General features: G+C 38.3%; 17 protein-coding genes and 1 other RNA gene. 4 read left to right on the top strand and 14 right to left on the bottom strand.

From position 1 onward, the window contains the following. Positions 1-82: 82 nt before the first annotated feature. From QSE00_RS24220 to typA, 3 genes are all read right to left on the bottom strand, one after another. Complete coding sequence (locus QSE00_RS24220; protein WP_286107878.1) at positions 83-574, bottom strand: hypothetical protein; 492 nt, start codon at positions 572-574, stop codon at positions 83-85. A 41-nt stretch (positions 575-615) separates the two neighbouring features. Continuing rightward, positions 616-1,404 carry an SDR family NAD(P)-dependent oxidoreductase gene (locus tag QSE00_RS24215; protein ID WP_110355691.1) on the bottom strand — a complete coding sequence of 263 codons (789 nt, stop codon included), beginning with the start codon at positions 1,402-1,404 and terminating at the stop codon, positions 616-618. Positions 1,405-1,709: 305 nt separating this feature from the next. Then, positions 1,710-3,509, bottom strand: coding sequence for a translational GTPase TypA (typA, locus tag QSE00_RS24210; protein ID WP_110355690.1), 1,800 nt, complete (start codon positions 3,507-3,509; stop codon positions 1,710-1,712). Between the two features lie 169 nt (positions 3,510-3,678). Here typA and kdsA point away from each other — a divergent pair, with 169 nt between their 5' ends. Further along, a complete protein-coding gene (kdsA, locus tag QSE00_RS24205) occupies positions 3,679-4,497 on the top strand; it encodes a 3-deoxy-8-phosphooctulonate synthase (RefSeq protein ID WP_286107877.1) in 819 nt (272 codons plus the stop codon). A gap of 296 nt (positions 4,498-4,793) precedes the next feature. Then, entirely contained in the window at positions 4,794-6,401 is a 1,608-nt protein-coding gene (locus QSE00_RS24200) for a sulfatase family protein (RefSeq protein WP_286107876.1), read from the top strand. Positions 6,402-6,484: 83 nt separating this feature from the next. Here the strand turns inward: QSE00_RS24200 and QSE00_RS24195 are convergent, their stop codons facing one another. The 3 genes from QSE00_RS24195 to QSE00_RS24185 form a co-directional block, all read right to left on the bottom strand. Continuing rightward, on the bottom strand, positions 6,485-6,844 hold the full coding sequence (locus QSE00_RS24195) for a DUF1801 domain-containing protein (RefSeq protein ID WP_286107875.1): 360 nt from the start codon (positions 6,842-6,844) through the stop codon (positions 6,485-6,487). Between the two features lie 114 nt (positions 6,845-6,958). Further along, positions 6,959-7,549, bottom strand: coding sequence for a hypothetical protein (locus tag QSE00_RS24190; RefSeq protein ID WP_286107874.1), 591 nt, complete (start codon positions 7,547-7,549; stop codon positions 6,959-6,961). Between the two features lie 259 nt (positions 7,550-7,808). Then, a complete protein-coding gene (locus QSE00_RS24185) occupies positions 7,809-9,014 on the bottom strand; it encodes an NAD(P)-dependent oxidoreductase (protein WP_286107873.1) in 1,206 nt (401 codons plus the stop codon). Between the two features lie 444 nt (positions 9,015-9,458). Between QSE00_RS24185 and ssrA the strand changes: the two genes are divergently transcribed. Next, positions 9,459-9,857: a transfer-messenger RNA gene (ssrA, locus tag QSE00_RS24180) on the top strand. 239 nt (positions 9,858-10,096) lie between these two features. After that, positions 10,097-11,317 carry a site-specific integrase gene (locus tag QSE00_RS24175; RefSeq protein WP_317045880.1) on the top strand — a complete coding sequence of 407 codons (1,221 nt, stop codon included), beginning with the start codon at positions 10,097-10,099 and terminating at the stop codon, positions 11,315-11,317. A gap of 115 nt (positions 11,318-11,432) precedes the next feature. On the opposite strand, the gene QSE00_RS24170 is transcribed toward QSE00_RS24175, so the two are convergent. The 8 genes from QSE00_RS24170 to QSE00_RS24135 all read right to left on the bottom strand — a co-directional run bounded on the left by QSE00_RS24170 (position 11,433) and on the right by QSE00_RS24135 (position 19,285). Next, positions 11,433-11,726, bottom strand: coding sequence for a type II toxin-antitoxin system RelE/ParE family toxin (locus QSE00_RS24170; protein WP_093978643.1), 294 nt, complete (start codon positions 11,724-11,726; stop codon positions 11,433-11,435). Next, on the bottom strand, positions 11,713-11,955 hold the full coding sequence (locus QSE00_RS24165) for a type II toxin-antitoxin system ParD family antitoxin (RefSeq protein ID WP_093978642.1): 243 nt from the start codon (positions 11,953-11,955) through the stop codon (positions 11,713-11,715). Before QSE00_RS24165 ends, QSE00_RS24170 begins: the two co-directional genes overlap by 14 nt. A gap of 104 nt (positions 11,956-12,059) precedes the next feature. Further along, positions 12,060-13,484 carry a carboxylesterase family protein gene (locus tag QSE00_RS24160; protein ID WP_286107872.1) on the bottom strand — a complete coding sequence of 475 codons (1,425 nt, stop codon included), beginning with the start codon at positions 13,482-13,484 and terminating at the stop codon, positions 12,060-12,062. A 77-nt stretch (positions 13,485-13,561) separates the two neighbouring features. Next, on the bottom strand, positions 13,562-13,771 hold the full coding sequence (locus tag QSE00_RS24155) for a hypothetical protein (protein ID WP_286107871.1): 210 nt from the start codon (positions 13,769-13,771) through the stop codon (positions 13,562-13,564). Between the two features lie 28 nt (positions 13,772-13,799). Then, positions 13,800-14,318 carry a DinB family protein gene (locus QSE00_RS24150; RefSeq protein WP_286107870.1) on the bottom strand — a complete coding sequence of 173 codons (519 nt, stop codon included), beginning with the start codon at positions 14,316-14,318 and terminating at the stop codon, positions 13,800-13,802. A 26-nt stretch (positions 14,319-14,344) separates the two neighbouring features. After that, entirely contained in the window at positions 14,345-15,445 is a 1,101-nt protein-coding gene (locus QSE00_RS24145) for a serine hydrolase domain-containing protein (RefSeq protein WP_286107869.1), read from the bottom strand. Between the two features lie 87 nt (positions 15,446-15,532). Further along, positions 15,533-17,788, bottom strand: a complete 2,256-nt coding sequence (locus QSE00_RS24140; protein WP_286107868.1) for a S41 family peptidase — start codon at positions 17,786-17,788, stop codon at positions 15,533-15,535. A gap of 135 nt (positions 17,789-17,923) precedes the next feature. Continuing rightward, on the bottom strand, positions 17,924-19,285 hold the full coding sequence (locus tag QSE00_RS24135) for an ApeA N-terminal domain 1-containing protein (RefSeq protein WP_286107867.1): 1,362 nt from the start codon (positions 19,283-19,285) through the stop codon (positions 17,924-17,926). Between the last annotated feature and the right edge of the window lie 151 nt (positions 19,286-19,436).

Below are 19,436 nucleotides of genomic sequence, written 5' to 3'. Positions count from 1 at the left end.
AAAACGAACCTTCGGGAACTCTTCAGCAAAACTAAATTTCAAAATGACAAAGAACGAAATAGGCTTAATGGGCCAAATTTATTTAATTTTTAAAACGTCCCAATTTTAATGGGACACTAGTGGCCCAAAACCGCAAATTATAGTTAAAAGCTGTACTGTCCTTAGCCTTTACCCAAGCATTTTTTCCATCCCACCCAAAAATTGCCGTACTATCGGTTGTACTGGTATGCCTTGCTCTGTTGTTCCAGGTATCAATGGTCTGGTAGGTATCGCGAGGCACAGAACCATCCAAAGGCTGATAATTGAATCTAAAGGACAAATAGCCATTGGAATACCATTTTTTTAGCCCTCCCATGGCTTCCATGGCCTCCCAAACCACCTTTCCCGCCTCGGACCGATCAAGTCTCTTTTTTGCCTTGTCAACCCTGTTATTCACCCATGACATTGGTATGGAACCAAGATTGGTTTCCTTACCCACTTCGGCCCCGGTAACTTCCTTTTTAGGTTGGGAAGTCTCCTTACAGGAGAACATAACACCAAATAGTATTACTGTGTAAACAAAGATATTCTTCATAGTGAATAATTGGATTTTACTCTTTAATATTTCCGTATGAATTAAACGGCTTTATGACCCAAACTGGCCTTTTTTCTATCCTCATAATTTTGCGCTACCCTTTTATCAAATTCATCTGGTGCCTCAAAATTCATGATATTTTCATTTAGTCGTTCCTGGCCACCAAAAATTACATGTAATTCTTTATTCAGTAATCCTTCTATGGAGCGTTGGGCCACAAATTCCGGGGAATCCATCACCCTCCCTTTAAATTTCTCCATCATATCCGTATCCGTTGCAGTTGGAAAAGAGCAGGTAACACTTATATTAAAAGGAGCAAGCTCCCTTCTCATAGCGTCCGAAAATTGGCGTACGGCTGCCTTAGTACTCCCGTAGGCCGCATAAAAGGGCATACCTATCAGCCCCAAACCAGAAGATATATTTAGAATAGCAGCCTCTTTGGACGCTTTTAAAAGCGGAATACAATATTTAGTAAGCAAAAACACAGCAGTAATATTCACCGCTACTTGATCATAAAGGTCTTCATCCTGTATATCCTCCAAAGGACCGGCAGAAACAATACCGGCATTGTTGATCAAGATATCCAGATGCCCCCATTTGTCTTCTATAAGTGCCACAGCCTCCCTCAAAACTTCAATTTCCGCCACATCACCAGCAATGCGTATAAACTTAACGTCCTCAAATTCTTGCGACAACTGTTTTAAATTTTGCTTGTCCCGGGCTATGACGGCAATTTGGCGAACACCACCTTTCACCAATTCCTTAACCATACATTTTCCAATACCTCTAGTACCACCTGTGATGAGTACATTTTTTCCTTCTAGTTGCATATTCTATTAATTTGATTTAGACCGAAATGAGTTGTAATTCAACTTTAAATTAGCTAAAATTCACAACCCAAGCGCAGAAAAATAGGCTTAGTTAAAATAATTGATAAAGTAGAAAAATGAGGCCCAAAATTTTAGAGATTTGATAATCAAAAAGTTTTTAATGGTCATTTCCCCAACCCTTTTGATCAAGCCTGGATAGATTAAATTGAGATGGAAAAACTGCGGCAACCAAAAAGCCACCTAAAAAGGTGGCTCATAGTATAAATGATATAGCGAAAAAAGCCTTAAAAAAGGGCCTTTTCCATTTATGCTATTTTATTTCGCTTACGATCATTTTCTGTTAAATGAATCTTTCTAAGGCGTAAATGTTTTGGAGTAACCTCCACATATTCGTCTTTTTGGATATATTCCAAAGCTTCTTCCAAAGAAAACTTAATGGCTGGAACAATTTTGGCTTTGTCATCTGCGCCTGAGGAACGAACGTTCGACAATTTTTTGGTTTTGGTAATGTTCACCGTCATGTCATCACCTCTGGAGTTTTCTCCAATTACCTGACCCTCGTAGATATCCTCGCCCGGATCAACAAAAAACTTACCTCTGTCCTGTAATTTATCTATAGAGTAAGGAATGGATTTTCCTGTTTCCATAGATACCAAAGAACCGTTCTGTCTTTGAGGAATATCCCCCTTCATAGGTTGGTATTCCAAAAAGCGGTGCGCCATGATGGCCTCACCCGCGGTAGCCGTTAACAATTGGTTTCTTAGACCTATAATACCTCTTGAAGGAATTAAGAATTCACAGACCATTCGATTACCTTTGGCTTCCATACTGGTCATTTCCCCTTTACGGATTGATACCATTTCCACTGCCCTACCAGAAACTTCTTCCGGTAAATCTATGGTCAATTGCTCAATTGGCTCACATTTAACACCATCAATCTCCTTGATGATTACCTGTGGCTGACCAATCTGCAATTCATAGCCTTCCCTTCTCATAGTTTCTATCAAAACAGAAAGATGCAATACTCCACGGCCAAAAACCAAAAACTTATCAGCACTGTCCGTATCATTTACCCTTAAGGCCAAATTCTTTTCCAATTCCCTTTTTAGACGGTCATTGATGTGCCTGGAAGTTACAAACTTACCATCCTTTCCAAAAAATGGACTATCGTTGATGGTAAACAGCATACTCATGGTAGGCTCATCAATAGCAATCGTTTTCAGTTGTTCGGGATTTTCAATATCGGCAACTGTATCTCCAATTTCGAAACCTTCAATACCTACCAAAGCACAAATGTCTCCGGTAGCCACCTCTGGAACCTTTAGTCGGCCCATTCCTTCGAAGGTATACAATTCCTTGATTTTGGATTTTACAATAGATCCGTCTCTTTTTATTAAGGACACCTGTTGGTTCTCCTTTAAGGTACCCCTTTGCAATCTTCCAATGGCGATCCTTCCTGTAAATGAAGAATAGTCCAATGAAGTAATCAACATTTGGGTATTACCTTCTTTGGCCTCAAATGTAGGAATATGCTCAATAACCATATCCAATAGCGGCTCAATGTTCTCTGTTTGGTTTTTCCAATCATCGCTCATCCAATTGTTCTTTGCAGAACCATAGACCGTAGGAAAATCCAACTGCCACTCTTCCGCACCAAGTTCAAACATCAGATCAAAAACCTTTTCATGCACTTCCTCTGGAGTACAGTTTTCCTTGTCTACCTTATTGATTACAACACATGGCTTTAGACCCAAATCTATAGCCTTTTGAAGTACAAATCGGGTTTGGGGCATAGGACCTTCGAAGGCATCCACCAACAAAAGTACACCATCTGCCATGTTTAGAACACGCTCTACTTCACCTCCAAAATCGGCGTGACCAGGGGTATCTATAATATTGATCTTGGTATCCTTGTAAACCACGGAAACGTTCTTGGAGGTAATGGTAATACCCCTTTCTCGTTCCAAGTCATTATTATCTAGAATTAGGTCACCAGTATTTTGATTCTCCCTAAACAATTGACAATGATACATTATTTTGTCTACCAAGGTGGTTTTACCGTGGTCAACGTGGGCTATAATAGCTATGTTTTTTGTAACTCCCATAATATGATTTTAACCGCATCTAAGCACCCTAAATGCGGGCGCAAAGATACTCATTTTTTTTACGCCAACTACAAAAGCCTAATTTTTCTTATCTTATTGATATTGAAGTAGTTTTATAGAATACCAATAACATTCAAATTCCACTATCTTTGCACTAAAATTAAGAGCAATGAATCTAGAACATATACCTCAACTTAAATACACCAAAAGCAACAACTTTTTTCTGCTCTGTGGCCCCTGCGCCATTGAAGGCGAGGAAATGGCAATGCGCATTGCGGAAAAAGTGGTTTCCATTACCGATAAACTTAATATCCCCTACGTTTTTAAGGGAAGTTTTAAAAAGGCCAATCGTAGCCGTGTAGACTCCTTTACAGGGATCGGGGATGAAAAGGCCCTAAAAATCCTTAGAAAAGTATCCGAAAGCTTTAAGGTGCCTACCATTACGGACATTCATGAAATTTCCGATGCCCATATGGCCGCTGAATATGTGGATGTCCTACAAATACCGGCCTTTTTGGTACGCCAGACAGATTTGGTAGTGGCAGCGGCCGAAACCGGAAAAGTAGTGAACTTAAAAAAGGGGCAGTTTATGAGTCCGGAGAGTATGAAGCATGCGGTACAGAAAGTCCTGGATTCCAATAACCAACAGGTTATGGTTACGGACAGGGGAACCATGTTTGGCTACCAGGATATGATTGTGGATTTCCGCGGTATCCCAACGATGAAGCAGTATGCACCCGTAGTATTGGACGTTACCCATTCACTTCAACAGCCCAATCAGTCGTCAGGGGTTACCGGAGGTAGACCGGATATGATAGAGACAATTGCCAGGGCAGGAATAGTCACTGGTGCGGATGGCATATTTATAGAGACGCATTTTGATCCAGCAAACGCCAAAAGCGATGGGGCCAATATGCTGCATTTGGATCATCTGGAAAAATTATTGTCCAATTTGGTTGCACTGTGCAAAACGGTAAATGCTTTCTAAACTAGGATTAAAAACGTAAAAACCACAAACCTCCTATTTTTGAATGCCGTACATACCAATGCGGCATTTTCATTGAACATATGATTCAAAATTAAAATAAAAACTCCATTTAGGCCGACCCAAATTTACCCAATCCATAGTAGACCACAACTCCTAACGGTCATGATTTTTTTAACTCTCTATTCAAGAATATTGTTGGCGTTTGTGGGAGAAAAACATAAATTTGCCAAGGATCCACCTTGAAGGTCCAATTAAACGTTGACAGAAATTTTTTAATTTCACCTTAATCATCACCAATGAATCGCATACTTTTTAATCTCATTTTTGGAATATTCTTTTTATTGCTTACCTCCTGCAAGCAGGAAACAAATGAACAAATCTCAAAAAAACCGAACATAGTTTTCATCATGTCCGATGACCATGCTTATCAGGCCATTAGCGCCTATGACAACAGGCTCATCAACACTCCCAATATAGACAGAATTGCCAAGGAAGGCATGCTCTTTACCAATGCCAGCGTTACCAATTCCATTTGTGCACCATCGCGTGCCGTAATCCTGACCGGAAAACATAGCCACATCAATGGCAAGATTGACAATATTACCCCATTTGACACCACCAATGTTACCTTTCCCCAATTATTACAAAAAGCAGGATACCAGACCGCTATGTTCGGGAAGCTTCATTTTGGAAATAACCCTAAAGGCTTCGATGAATTTAAGATTCTACCAGGACAGGGAAGTTATTATAACCCAAAATTTATTACAGCGACTGGAGATACCACCATTACGGGTTATGTTACCGATATTACCACCGACCTCACCTTGGATTGGTTAGAAAATCGCAGGGATACCCAAAAACCCTTTATGTTGATGTACTTGCACAAGGCTCCGCACAGGTCCTGGATACCGGCACCAAGACATTACAAAGAATTTACAAAAAAAACCTATCCTTTACCAGCTACTTTGTTCGACAATTACACTACACGTGAAACTACGGCAGGACCTGCGGAAATGAACATCCTAAAGCATATGACATTGCGTTATGACCTAAAGATAACGGATACAGTACTGGACGAATTAAATATTGAGGAACATTTGGGCATTGGGGGTCTAAATAGATTTACCCCAGAACAGAGAGCGGAATGGGACAAAGTATACGGGCCCATAAATGAGGCGTTTAAAAAGGAATACGGCAATATGAACGATTCTATCCTAATGGTTTGGAAATACCAGCGATATATGCAGGATTATTTGGGGACCATTGCCGCAGTTGATGAAAATGTGGGTAGGGTATTGGACTATTTGGACAATGAGGGACTTACCGAAAACACTTTGGTGGTGTACACCTCCGATCAGGGCTTTTACCTAGGGGAACACGGCTGGTTCGACAAAAGATTTATGTACAATGAATCCTTTAAAACCCCGCTACTTATTAAATGGCCAAATGTAATCACTCCAGGTACTACAGAGGATGAAATGGTCCAAAACTTGGATTTCGCACAGACCTTTTTGGAAGTGGCCGGGGTAAAAGCGCCCAAAGACATGCAAGGAAAAAGCCTAGTACCTTTACTGAAAGGGGAAAAGGAAAAATGGGATAGGGATGCCATATACTACCACTATTACGAATATCCAGCGGAACATGCCGTAAAACGCCACTATGGTATTGCCACCAAGGAGTATAAATTAATACACTTTTATTACGATGTAGATGTATGGGAACTCTATGATCGCGAAAAAGACCCCCAGGAACTGCACAATGTATTTAACGACCCGGATTATGCCCAAGTGGTATCCGAATTGAAGGAGAAACTAATTGAGCTAAGGAAAAAATACAAGGATTCCGATTCACTGGGCAACCAGTACATTCAACTATACAAGGACAAGGGATTGATAGAGGAATAGTCTGTAGTCAGTTAAATTTGACAAAATGAGGAGGGGGATTCGTGTAAATATCTCACGACCAATTGTTATTTTTTTGGTTGATTTTATTTCCAAAACTTTCTATCCTTAACGCTATAGGCATCCTCCAAGACTTCCCTTAAAATGATGATATCAATATCTTCGAGGGATCTGTAACGTAGTGATTTCATCATTTTTCGTCCTTCTGTGTTCAATTGATCCAAGTGCATCGTTAAATGGGCGGCGTTCCAAAACCCAAGATCCACATAATCCTTGCTTTGGTTTAAATAACAATAAGGCCTACCATTGATGTAGTAAAAAGGGATTTTATATTTATATTTCAGTTCCACTTCCGGAATGGCACTTTCAATAAACGATTGAATGTACAGTAGAAGACCCTTGTAAGGCTCTGACTGATTAAGGATATATTCTTCTGCGGGATTCACAATAAACTCGATTTACTTTTCTTGACCAATTGAATATATTATCATTTATTTTCACCCCATAGCCTTCCTTAATTTGCCAGTAATAATGCTCTAATTACCAGGAATACCAAGGTTTTAATCAAAAGTTGGTTTTTTGGACTTTCGCTTGGTCGCCACCCATCCAAAATTGAACCCTAGTAAAGGACCATAACCAGAAGGCACACCATCACCTTTATAATAACCGCCTCCCAATTCCACGGTAAAGTTAAAACCCTTCGGGTAGGTTCTTTGAATTCCGTAGACAAATCCGTAAAAACCTAAATTAAAATCAGTTGGGCCGGAAATATCGGTTGCTACCCGCAATTGTGAAAAAAAGATGGCCTGTGCCGCAGCTATATAATTTCCCGAATTGCCACTAACATCCTTGCCCAAAGAATTTCGTCTATCAAAATTATGGTAATATCTATACCGATTGTTCATTGCGAGGCCAATATTATAACCCTCTTGATAGGTCGCAATTCCCAATCCCAAACTTGTTGAGACACTTTGATTTCTGAACAAACCCAATTCATAACTAAAACCTGGAGCAAAAAGGTCGAACTTAAATTGGTGTCTTTCCAAATTTATCAACCCAAAAGTGGGTCCTTTTTCAGTCACCCTTCCATATTGGGCATTGGCACTAAAAAGTGATAACAATACGATGGCAACAAACAGATTTCGAATCATAATTACATTTCAAGTATTCTAAATCTAAAAAAGAAACGATAGCCGTACACTGACTTTATGTAAATTTTAAGATATGGTCCATACTATATCCTTACAAAACAGCCATGGCCATTGCCTGGTTGAATGGACATTCAATCCCCGAATATTATTTATTAAAAGAAGATCTCCAAACGTTATGTTTCAATCCCGCAAGACCAAAGGCGACGGAATTGATCCGTAGTATTTCAGCAAAAAGAATAATATAAAAAGATTGGGTTGCCTATTCCTTTTCATCAATGTAGTCCTGTAAATAGGCATAGCGTTTGGTAAGTTTCCCGTTTTTTGTCATTCTGGCCCTTTGCAACACTCCGTCTTTGTCCCCATTAAAAAAAGCAGGGATCACATTTTTAACAAAGGCCTGGCCAAATCCAACACTGGCATCCCTTGGCAACTCACAGGGCAAATTGTCAACCGCCATTACTGCTATAGCCTTCGGATCCCTAAAGTTGATCTCAGACCCTGTAACGGGATCGTATCCATAAATTGGATCCGCTATGGTACTGGGCCTTATGGTCGTGGCCACGGGGCCATTGATATCACAGCTGACATCAGCAACGACCTTTATTCCAAAATCGGGATGCCTGGCATCTTCCCGGGTAAAAAGATATGGCGCACCGTCTCCGTAAAAATGTCCGGCGATATAAAAATCGGTTACCATGGCAAATCGAAAGAAATCGGATTTATACTCTTCCGGGTTCGCAAAGAAATCGCTCTTGTTCCCTCTAACTCCATCCTTGCGCTTATTGTATTCCGAAGCATCTATTTGACAATATACCGGTTCACCAAAGTTTTTGCCGAGGTAATCGGAAACCCTGACTTTCCTAATATTCATGGCATCGAGCATTTCCTTGGCACCATTACCGACCCTTCCCCTACCCGTTAGGAGAATTTTAATGTTGGGAAGTTTCAGTTTTCGCAGTTCATTTATTAGAACCTGTTGGTCTGCCAATGTTTCCGCTTTTGGCAGTCGATACAGGTCAAATTTAAGTCCATATGCCCTAATACCATTGTAAGCACCAACTATACCGGCATATCTGCCAAATGCCACTAAACGCTGTCCTTTGGAATTGGTAATTACTTCATGGTCATACAGTTGGATATTCTTTTCCAAAACTGCCCTGAGCAATTGTCTGTTATAAGGTTGTTTTTTTATGGTATGGGAAAAAAAGAAGTATTGTTTATGGGGAATCAAATGATCTATAGGCACTTCTTTGACACCGATAAGCACATCGCATTTTTCCATTTCCGATGCCACTTGAAGTCCCTTTGACCTATACTCCTCATCACTAAAGACCCTTATAGGGGAAGGCTCTACTATTATTTCTGCCCCCGTGAATCCGTTAAGGATCTTTACACAGGTGTCCGGTGTTAGGACCACCCGGCGGTCGGGTGGATTTTTTCGTTCCCTAATAATCCCAAATCTCATAAAAATTTATATTTATAACATAAACAAACCCAATAGTTGTAAATGTAACAAATGACAAGTTGACAAGCAAAACTTTTTTTGGAATAGTTTTTGGAGTACCTTTGGCGACCGCGTTAGGGATAGAGGCGGCATCTTTTTTGATTTTCTCTGGACAGGGGTCCGGGGAAAAAATCAAAAAAATATAGCCGAAAGCCCGACCTTTTTTTCTTCCTGCAAGGTTTTCAAAACCTTGTAGGTATCAAAAAAAAGGGAACGCCCAAGTAACGTTAATAAAGTTCATTGAAAAAAAAGATGAGAGAACATTTCTGCGGATAGCGGAATCAAGCCTGGCTTTATCCTAGGATTAGGCAGGTTGGATAAAAGATCCCGCCGGTGGCGGGATTCAACCTGCCTGCCGGCAGGCAGGTTCGATGACGGCATGCACAGCATGCCTATCTCATTGAAGGGGCCGACTGGTTTTGACAGCGAGACCAATTGGAATGTAAGCATGCCGAGCGCTGGGCTACAGCTCGTTAATCTCATTTTCCACACTTTTTAATTGGCGAAAATAATTACGCTCTTGCCGCTTAATCCGAATCATAGTAGGATTTAGCCTCGTTCCCGCAAGGCGGGAAAGCGAGATGTTTCTGGGAAGCCCTTGTTGACGGCGTCCCTTTCAGAAGCACCATCAAAGTCAACATAAGGGTAGTGAAGCTTCGGCACTATCACCAAAACTTAAGAAGATAAGTGTGTATTAGGCTGTTCCTGGTCAGGTACACATCGAAAATTAATTAGGGACTAAGCATGTAGAAGGCATTGTAATTGCTTGTTTGGACGAGGGTTCGAATCCCTCCGGCTCCACTGAAATGATACCATTTCACACCAAAAACCCTGTAATCGTATGATTTACAGGGTTTTTTATTTTATGCCATATCATTTTTAAACCAAATAATATCAAATAAAAAGTCACCAAATCGACACCTATTTTAAAAAATAAAAAGTGGTGTCGATATCCTTGTAAATATCTATTTTTTAGGTAATTACAAAATTATATAAATTCTTTTTTATATCTTTATTTCGCAATAATCGACACCTAAAAATTGATGAATTCATTTTCTACACTTTTTTACCTTAAAGATGAGCGTCGTGACAAGAACGGAAAAGCAGGCCTATACCTAAGAATTACAGTGGATGGGAGACGAACATCAATTAGTCTGAACCGAAAGATTGATCCGTCCAAATGGGATTCCCGAATGAATAAATTGAAGGGAAAAGGTTATGAAGCGGAGGAATTGAATCGCTTTATGGCCACCATTAGGCACAAGGTCAACAAAATTCAGCATGACTTAATAGAGGAAGGGCAGCCTTTTACTGTTCACGATATAAAGGATAAATACTTGGGCAAGGATGCCAAGTTAAAAATGTTGATCAAGTTATTTGACGAGCACAATCAACAAATGGAAAAACTGGTCGGGATCGAGTTCGCCCTGGGCACCTATAAAAGATACCATACCACCCGTAGCCATGTTGCGGATTACATCAAGACCGAATACCGTAAAAATGATATTCCGGTCCGGGATGTGGACCTCAAGTTTATAAAGGGTTTTGAATACTTTTTAAAAGTAACGAAAGAGTGCAACCACAATTCTGCCCTAAAATACGTAAATAACTTTAAGAAGATCGTTCGAATTGCCGTTGGCAACGATTGGATCTCCAAAGACCCCTTCTACAACTATAAGGTACAGTTTAAGACCGTGGAACGTGAGTTTCTCTCCAAAGAAGAACTCCAGGCCCTTATTGATAAAAAAATTGAAGGAGATAGGCTAAATGTGGTTCGGGACATGTTTGTACTCTGTTGTTTCACCGGTTTAGCTTATGTAGATATCCAATCTTTGCGCCCAGATGAGATTTATCAAAATGAGGAGGGTGGTTTTTACATAAAATCCAAACGCACCAAGACCGATACCGGCTTTACCATACCCCTATTGCCGACCGCAGTGGCCATCATAAAAAAATATAAAGACCATCCTAAGGTAGTGAACAAAGATTGCGTAATCCCGGTATTGAGCAATCAGAAGTCCAACGCTTATCTGAAGGAAATTGCCGATCGTTGTAATATCAAAAAAAACCTTACAACCCATTTGGCGCGACATACCTTCGCCACAACGGTTACCCTGACCAATGGGGTTCCTATTGAGACCGTAGGTAAAATGCTAGGGCATAAAAACCTACGGACTACTCAGCATTATGCCAAAATTATCGATTCCAAGGTGGAGGAAGATATGAAGGTTTTAAGGGAGAAGTTGGGGCAGTTTTCATCTTAGGCTACTCATAATACTTTAACCACAATCTTCACGGATCTTGACGCCTCTACAAGTTTAAATTTTTAAGTTCACATTACAGTTTACGTCAGTACCTAAACTATCGTTTTATTAAACTTTATAAATGTTCAATGAAGTTCATGCGTTTGCCCAAAATCCGGATAATAAAAATTTCGTTTGCATTGTCAAATTGATAAAAAATTACGTGGGCCTTATAACTGTAATATTTTAAGCAATCGGCAATTGTCGAGGCATCTTTAGCCAATTCTGGTCGTTCAGCTAGTTCTTCCAAAAAACCTTCCAGATCGAGTAAGTACTTGGTCGCTTGGTCAGGGCCAAAAAACTTTATTCCGTACTTATACATACCCACTAGGTCATATTGGGCTCTTGAAGATAAATTATAATTCCCCATTATCCACTTTTGCGATAATGTCGTTTATTTTCAGATTACTTCTGCCGCTTTGCAACCCTTCATCAATGGCAGTTTTAAGTTCTAGGAGCTTCATATTCTGTTCTTGATCCTTTCTTACCAAATCTCTTATGTATTCACTATCATTGGTAAAGTCCCCCGCCTGAACCCTAAGTTTTATCCAACCGTCCTGTTGATCGGTAAAAGTGATTGATTTTCTTACAGTTTCCATAATTTAAAATTTTGGTGCAATATAGTACTTTTTTGCACCATGTGCAAAAATACTTGTTTTCTTACCATCCTTTTTTTGAACTTTCTAATTTGATATATGTTTACTTATTCAAGTTTTTGTTCAAAAAACCAATCCAGTAAACCTTCGGTACTATTAACCTGATTCCAAATGTCATGACCTGCACTTGAAAACTCAGTGTACTGAGGATTTCCGCCGGCATCTCTTATAGCCTTGATCATATCACGTGACAAACTCACAGGAACACTTCTATCTTTTTCGCCATGGAAGGCCCAAATTGGAACGTCGATTATGCTTTGTGCTAGATCAGGATTACCACCTCCACAAATAGGAACTGCTGCAGCAAACATTTTTGGACGGAACGAAATGAAATGCCATGAACCATAACCGCCCATAGAAAGTCCAATAACATAACGCCTTTTTTCATCAATCCTGAATTCTTTTTCCAATTCATCTAAAGCCTCAAAAACTAGTGTGGCCACGTCCGGTTGATTTGGAATCCCTCCCCATGTGAATCCAGGTGGACATTGTGGCACAAAAATAAAGGCAGGATAATTTCTTCTATTTTCATTTTTGGATAGCATTTGAGCATAGGGAGATGATTCTATCTGCAAGGCATTATCCGTTCCGTGACCCCCTCCATGATGAAGGCCAATAACCAACGGATATGCTTTATTTGGGTCATAATCCACAGGTTTGAGCAATCGATATGGTATCTTTACCCCTTGGCTGCCTACGTGGGTTCTAGCCTCAAAGGGCTGGGCCAACACCTTTGCTCTTTCAAGTCTATTATTTAGGTTATCAGAAAATCTGTAACTATTGTTTATTAGAACAAAAGATGTTGTTGTAACGGCTATTCCGGCAATAAGCAAGAAGCCTTTAAGGACATTTGACAGTATTGCACTCCCGTTTTTCATTTCCAGTTTTCTCTTCTCACTCAAAAAATTCAAAAGGAAAGGAATGGGAAGTAAGCTCTCAGCTAATAAATTCCATGAACGAACTTTCTGCAAAGCTATTATGACATGTACATTTTCAGTATTTACGTTCCAAATATATGATAGTAATTGGATTGACCCAAGGACAAAAATAAAGAGACCGGCTGTTTTTAGCCAGGGTCTTCTACCCGCATTTGAAAATATAAGGCTTATCGAATATAGAAGTACAGAAATTAAGACCAGTGGGTATGTATATCTGAATAATCCTTCTAATAACCTTGCCGACGACATAGTATAGATAACTATAAAATGACAAACCAATAATATTACATAAACAAGTCCTAACTTAAATGTGATAGAGTACCTTTTATGTTGATAGTATTTAAGTAATACAAATAACCCTAATATATTAACTATAACCATTACAACGAACCAGACTGAAAAAGTTGGCAGATAAAAAACCCTTTCCCCTATTTTGAAATGAACTACGCCAAGTACCAATTCCATTGCAGCGCAAAGCACAAATAGCAAAGATCCAAAAAAGTAAAAATCTCGATTTATTGAAAATGGTCTCATAAGGGTTAAATAATTCTATTCAGGTCATTATATTTGGTATATATTATACTCCAATCTCAATAGGTTCCTCCTATCGTTTAATTAGACTTTGATCGTTGATAATTATCAATTAATGCTTCCGACACAATTTGGGCCTTTTCATCGCTTATGCAATCAAAAGTAATTTTTTGGGTGGTAGTAAATTCTTTTAGAAGCTTAACAACATCCTCCGCGGTCAGAAAACCATTCTCGCTTAAGTTGTCCAATATATCGCTATATCTATGTGACCTATATCCATCTTCTAACATACTGTTTATTTAAACTTTAATTTATTGGTCATTCCGTTTTGCGCCACCATCCATTTCTCTTTCTAATATAGATTATTTGCCCTGTATGATAGGCGTTATGGGAACAAACATTCGCAATATTCGAGCTCCATTCATTTAGTTGTTCGTCTATGGCCGATAGTACCTTCTGTTCCCATTCAGTTTGAATACTGTCCAACTTTTTGATTGCCAGAGCCCATTGCTCACCTTCATACTGATTAAAGGTAATATTATTGTCATCATTAAAATTGGGGAGGGTATTTCCTTCAAAAGCATTGAGTACTCGTTCGTTCCAAAATATCAAGTGCGACACCAATTGCCCTATTGAGTGATTTTCCGAATTGTCTCTCCAATTCGATTGTTCGGACGTAACCCCGTCCAAAGCAACATTTATTGGAACGAACCAGTCTTCTTTGTTATGTGTATGCTTCAATTGCTCAAGAAGCAAGGTTCTTATTGACGCATTATCATTTTGAGAATGACAGTTCAATATGAATAATCCAATACCTATAGCTAATATTATTTTCATCGTTTTACTGCTTAGGATATTTTTTACTAAAGGGTTTTCATTAATTCAGGACATAGGTTCATTACATTATTCGCCATTTCTCCCAATGCGGTAATATTCGACAGAACAATAACACTATTTTGACCTTTTGTGTCAATTATCATGGAAGATGTATACCCTCCGGTTCCTCCATTGTGCCAATACCATTCTGCACCCGATTCAGTTTTTACAATCCCCCAGGCCAAGCCTGTTGAAAAGTTGTCAGTTACCTTGTGAAAGGGGGTTCTTGTCAATTTAAGTTCCAAATTACTATCGTCGAAATGAGCGATGGCGAATTTGGCTAAATCTTCCACAGTTGATAAAATTCCACCTGCCTCCATCAATACCGCCATATCCCAATTGGAGACTACTTCTCCCTTTTCATTGCGACCCGGAACCAGGTTGTCCATTATTTTTGGACGTATAGTAGTTGAATTAAACATGTTATATTCTTCGAATATTTTGGAATGTATCAAATCTTCATAGCTAGAATTACCTATTTCACTTAAAATATAACCCAACAATCCCAGTCCAAGGTTCGAATATTCAGATTTTACTCCTGGCTTATCCAACATGACCAACTTTTCCGAAAGATCCAATTTTAACTCTTCCTCCCCGAAATCCTTATAGGGGTTCTCTGAACTTAAAGTAGGCGAACTCAGAATTTTTGGCAAGCGAGGAAGCCCGGAAGTGTGGGTGGCAAGCTGTTTAAAGGAAATCTTGACATTATCTTTGATTGTAAAATCAATATAATCGTTAATATTATCGTCGAGATCGATTTTTCCTTCATTCACAAAATTTGCAAGAACAGCCGTAGTAAACACTTTGGTTATGGACCCGATTTCAAATATTTTGTTACGATTTTTGATGCTTAAAACGGAATCGTTTTCCCGCTTTATCCCAAAATATTTGGCATCACCCTTCCTGATAATTGTAATTGATATCTCGGCATTATTCGGAAATGTTTTCACCTTCTCATATATCAGCTCGGACTGCTCCGTTGTCAATCCATCTTTTTGGAGAATTTGTGCATTTACCGCTTCCAGTATTTGGCAATTTCCAGTGGTGTATGTAAAGAATAAGACTATTGCTAAAAGGAAATTTTGCATAAGGTTATTTGAAGTATTGAATGTAAAATAATTGAAGCTATTATATGACCAAATTAGGGAATCCCTATATTGGAATGTTCTAAATATCTATTGTTTCGTAAGTTCAATTGCCATTTCTAAAAACTCGTCTTTTCCAGCTTTAATGCCTTCTATGGTTTTTGAAACATAAACATCAGGTATAATCCCAATGGCGTGATGTTGGGAACCATCATGTTTATTTACTTTCATGCCAGTCCAACTCAAACTATAACCTCCTGGTAGTTTGAATGGATTTGTATTTCCGTTAGTTCCGGCAGTAGGTTGGCCTATAATGGTTGCCAATTGATATCCTTCGATATAGCCCATAAAACTTTCAGCGTAACTAATGGCGCTTCCATCAGTAATAAATACAATCTGTTTATCGCCCAGGTATGGTTTTGCAGTATTGAGCATCCAACTATATTTCTCCCAACCAACTATGTTTTCTTGGTCAGGGTAAATAATTTGTGGAACCTGCATCCATCCGTCGGTTGTGTCCTTGGTTTTTAATAAATGGGATATAAAGGCATGATTGCCCTTAGGGTAACCACGTAGGTCACAAATAATGGATCTATAATTTTCCAATTCCGGCATTAACTTATTGATTTCATCCATGTCTACGATATCGAGATTTAGGTAAAACACCTCTTTATTTATGACCTTATAGGCAGACTTTATAATTGGTTTATAACGCCCACCTTGATAGATGTCTTGGTCTCTAGTGAGCTGGATACTCTTATCTTGTAATTCTATGACAACTTGGGAACCCTTTGGGCCCAATAAACTTTCGATTTGAGCTCTATGTTTTAGCCAACCATCTGTCCCAGCCGAAATCCTCGAATTTATCTCATCAAAGAAAATAGAAGTATCTTTTCCATCGATCCCTACTACTTCATCACCAATAGTTAAGTCAATAGTGTCATCATAAACTGCAGTAATCACCAATTTATTTTCGATCCATTCCCAAGCGAAGGAAGGTACGAATGATTCCAAATTTCCACTCGAAACCCTTATGTGGCCATCTTTCAGCGTAGCAGTGAACTTTTGAAGTGTTATAAGGTGATCTTTCTCTGTTCGATCATTATAAGATCTGGAAAGTGATTTTGACAATTCTTGGTCCCAATCAACATCAACCACATCGAAATAGGGGTAAAAGTGCTGAAATACATTATAAACATTGATGACATTACCGAGCCTTAGGCCAAGGTCGGTTGGCAGATTAGAACTGTTTTCGATTTCCTCTTTTAGTTTTTGTAAATCTTCTTGATTTGCTATTGGGAAAGTGTGTTTATCTGTGCCATAAAGAGATATGGGGATTTGACAGGATATGTTTTGCGTGATTTTTTTGTCGATTACTTCACCAAATTTTGGAAATTGTTCAAATAACGGGGTACCCAAGCCTTTTTCATCATTATCCTCGTAAAGGATAGTAGCTGATTTATTGCCATTATATTTATCCTTTTCCGAGAGACCAAAAGCATAACCGGATCCAGAGTGGCGCCATTGACCTTCATCCGTTAGCTCCTTACTCTCGAAACTATTGTTTTCCAATGGTATAGAAACCCAATTTCCAGCTACTTTATACTCTAATCTCACATCATCAAATAACAACTTACCTTTACCATTTAGGAAACACCCAAATGCCAAATTGGATGCCAAAGAATCGATTTTGCCTGCTATTTCATACTTCTGCCATTCGCTTTTAGTGATTGGAGATTTACCCATATTATCAAAGAAGCCCATTGTGCCATCTGATTTATCCACCCTGAACCATAAATTACCAGTGCCTTTAGAGCCCTTTTCAAGCTTAACCCAACCTGTATATCTAAACTCTTTACCAAGGTATTTATCTGCTGCCATGGTTGTCATTATATTTCCAAAAGGGCTGGAATTATTTATTTCAATCTCCCGATTGACCCGGATACTTGAATAAGGCCTACCACTATTGACCATTCCTAGGCTGACACCTTTGTGTTGCCAATATGTTAGACTATAATTTGCCAGGTCTTTTGGGGTTAATTTTTGAAAATCAAACTTTGATTTTTTCTGCCGTATGTAGAATTTTATAGAAGGGGCTATAGGTTCGAATATTTTCTTTAACGTTTCTAAAAGTTCCTTATCGGTTGTACACTTATCAACCGCATTAGCACCATAAATTGCAAAATTATCCCAATTGATACTTGAGGATTCATCGCTTGGATGAAAATATTTTACATAACCATAAGTTTTTGTAAATGCTTTTAGATAATCTAAATTTTTCGGGCTTTGTGCGTAACAATTGGCAAATAATAGGAATAGAAGTATAAAAAGAGCAGAATTCTTCATATGGAACAACAAGGTTTAATTAGATTAAACTAAAATATACTTCTCGTGAATATATTCCTACAATAGATTAGTTAATAAACACATGAAACAATCCTTTATTTAAACTTTTCTAAAGATAAAAATTTTGTATGCGCCTTAGAGACGTTCTAACATATCCATTATGATTCTTTTAGATTTTGATCCATCTATATCCAATTTTGTAGTTATACATGAATATAAAATTGCTGTTAAGGTTCTTGTAATGCAAATCAATTCAGCGCCTGAGGCTTTATGAGATTTAATACTACTATCGTAATGTGTAAAATAATTCCTTGTGTTTATGACGATATTTATGAAATGTTTTTTTTTCTTACCGTCTACAAAGAGAAAATCAAGTTCATATCTTTTTATCAAGTCTTTCAACCTTTGTCTCAAGCTAGGCTCATTTGCATATCGCAAGAGTTGTTCCATCCATTCTCTATCTTTTTTGGACTCTGCGAATGCACCAATTGCAGTAATTTTTAATTTTTCGAAATAATCAGTGTTGAATTTGTTGATATAACTGTCAAGACGGTGAAAAACTTCCAAGGCATGAGCAGCGTCAAGAAATCTATTCTCATTGAATAAACGCTTAGACTTTAATCTACTATTAATCAAGTTAATCGGAATTTGAAAAGTCTCATAAAATTTATACCATTTTTGAATAACATGTTGAAAATTCCCTTGAAGAATGGAATATGGTATTAGATGATCCCTGGGTTCATTTTGGGAACTACCTGAATGAAACATAGTTGTTTGAAAAAATAATTCTACTGGAATAGTTTTTGCCAAAGACCCGATTTTTTCTGTAAACATTTCGTCTTTTAAAATTAGTCTAGTTGGATAACTTTGCTCATTAGTACAGAATGAAATAAAGGAAACAAAACATTGAACATCCTTCCAAATCACCCTCCAATTCAGCCTTGAAGCGTAAGAAAGGTTTAAATTAGTAGATTTCTTAATGATATGGGTGTTTGAATTATTTTGAGGTTTAATAGAAACATCATGATCTATATTAAGACGAATACCTTCCTTCAACGTAAAACTATCTATCATTGTATTTTTACCTTCCAATTTAAAGGACCAATCATCAAAATTGTGGAGAATTTTCAGGTTCGATGGATTAAACCAAGACTCTAGATTTAATGAAGAAAAAGAAACTTCACTAAAAACAAGTTGGTCCTTGTTTTCAACTTGGATTCCCTTGAATATAAAAGTGACGCTATAAGTTGTAATCGATCCAAAATGACGATTGCTGCTACAAGACCTGTAATCTAATTCAACTAATGTAAAATCTCCTATTGGAGTTTTGCCCACAACCAGACTTATCTCGTGGTGTAAAAATGGCAATGTTTGGTCTGTAAAACTTCCAAATAGGGAGATTGAACTCCTAGTTTCCGGGTCAAATGATAACGTGCCGTGAATCCAATCATTTTGAGTTATATTCCTCCATTTTCCTTCAATCTCAAATTTATTCATCTATGATCATATATAGAGTTGCATCGTTTATTTAAACTTTCAAAAAATACCCCCTAAATCCATGGTCTGGATCTCTTAATTTCCATTTCTCATGGCAACTCAAACATTCATAAAAATGTTCACCATCTACATCACGAAGATGCTGCATTTT

The sequence above is a fragment of the Arenibacter flavimaris genome (genome assembly GCF_030291335.1).
GTDB lineage: Bacteria > Bacteroidota > Bacteroidia > Flavobacteriales > Flavobacteriaceae > Arenibacter.
Note: the sequence above shows the minus strand (reverse complement) of the source record. Positions and strands in the feature narration are given on the sequence as shown.